We start from the raw sequence: 1,523 nt of genomic DNA, 5'->3' as shown, positions 1-1,523 counted from the left end.
CCTAGCTCATCAATTCTTGGTTTATTGATGTCAAAGCCCACTACTTCGTATTTTTCGCTAAATGCGTGAGCTAAGGGTAAGCCTACGTAGCCTAGGCCTATAATTGTTATTTTATGATGGAACATGGTAGTTTTACCCCCCTCCCCTTAGTTTGAATTGGGAACTTTGCAGATAGTTTCACTACTCTTTTCTTTCACTCTGTATAAACTCTAGAAAAAAAGCAATAAATACAGATAGCATTAAGCCTGTTATAAATGCTACGATTACTATTAACTTTTTCTTTGGTTTTACTGGTTTATCAAGTTCTTCTATGCTACCAACAATTACTGTTTTATGAATTTTCAAAGGAGATATAGAAAGTGTTATACTATTTTTAGTATCTCTTAATGCATAAAGTTGATTTGTCACATCGTTGAGTTCTGTCTGTTTTTTACCTATTTCTATTGAATAAATTCCAGCTAACGCTGCACTTTGCTTTGAAATACTTAAAAGTTTTTTCTGATAATTTTTCAAATCTTCTTGTATCTGGGCAATAAGTTGTTGATTACGTTTCAAATCACTAGTGGTAAGAGCCAAACTTTTCTTTTGTGTTTCCACATAAAATTTAAGCTCTTTATCTTGTATTTTCTTCACATACTCTATAACATTTTCAAGTTTCTTTTTTGCAGAAGCATTGTTGTAGCCTCTCGCTGTTACAATAAGTAAGTTTTTCGACTTTTTAGGAAGCGTAATAGCTTGAACAATAGGATATTCACGTTTTTTTCCTTTAGTATTTACTCCATATATAAAGCTAAGTTTTTGCCTCAAATCATTTGCATTTTGCACAGCTTTTTTATCTATCTGTGCGAGTTCTACAACCCCCTTCACCTCATAAACAGGTCTTACCAACAGCACATAAGCCAACGCTGCAAGTGTAACAACTCCAGTAATAAACCAAATAAGTCTCTTTCTCTTTCTTAAGACTGCCCATAACTCTCGTAAATCTATTGTATCTTCTTCATAACATTGTTGTTGCATTTTTTTCCTTTAATTATAATTTCATTTCTAATATGCGCCCTCACGAAAGAGCACCACTTTTACTGTTTTAAAGAGTATAACTATGTCTAGCCATAATGACCAGTTCATCACATACCATTTGTCTGTTTTGACTCTGTAGTCATAGTCAGTATCACTTCTTCCACTTACTTGCCAAAGCCCTGTAATACCAGGCTTAACCATAAAGTAGTATTTTGCATCTTCTTTATAATATTGATCAATCTCTTGCTGAATGACAGGACGGGGACCAACAAAGTTCATCTCTCCTTTTAAAACATTAAAAATTTGAGGAAGTTCATCAAGCGATATTTTTCTTAAAAGAGCACCTATTTTTGTAACACGAGGATCCTCTATTAGTTTAAAATTTTTCTCCCATTCTGCTTTTACTTCTTCATCTTCCTCTAAAAGTTTTTCAAGACGTGCTGCTGCATCACTATACATACTTCTAAACTTAAGTGTTGGAATAACTTTTCCGTCTTTTCCTATAC

3 protein-coding genes are annotated in these 1,523 nt (G+C 33.4%); all 3 read right to left on the bottom strand.

The annotated features are described in order from the left end of the window. The coding region (locus tag MV589_RS10935) for a hypothetical protein (RefSeq protein ID WP_297434799.1) at positions 1 to 125 on the bottom strand (125 nt) is incomplete at its 3' end. A gap of 55 nt (positions 126 to 180) precedes the next feature. After that, positions 181 to 1,017 (bottom strand): Wzz/FepE/Etk N-terminal domain-containing protein, encoded by an 837-nt coding sequence (locus MV589_RS10930; RefSeq protein ID WP_297434797.1) that lies wholly within the window; start codon positions 1,015 to 1,017, stop codon positions 181 to 183. 27 nt (positions 1,018 to 1,044) lie between these two features. Continuing rightward, a partial coding sequence (locus MV589_RS10925; protein ID WP_297434795.1) for a sugar transferase occupies positions 1,045 to 1,523 on the bottom strand: 479 nt, incomplete at its 5' end.

Origin of the sequence: Sulfurimonas sp. (assembly GCF_026991475.1) — a bacterium.
In the GTDB taxonomy this organism is placed as follows: Bacteria; Campylobacterota; Campylobacteria; order Campylobacterales; family Sulfurimonadaceae; genus Sulfurimonas.
This window is presented reverse-complemented; position numbering and strand designations above follow the sequence as displayed.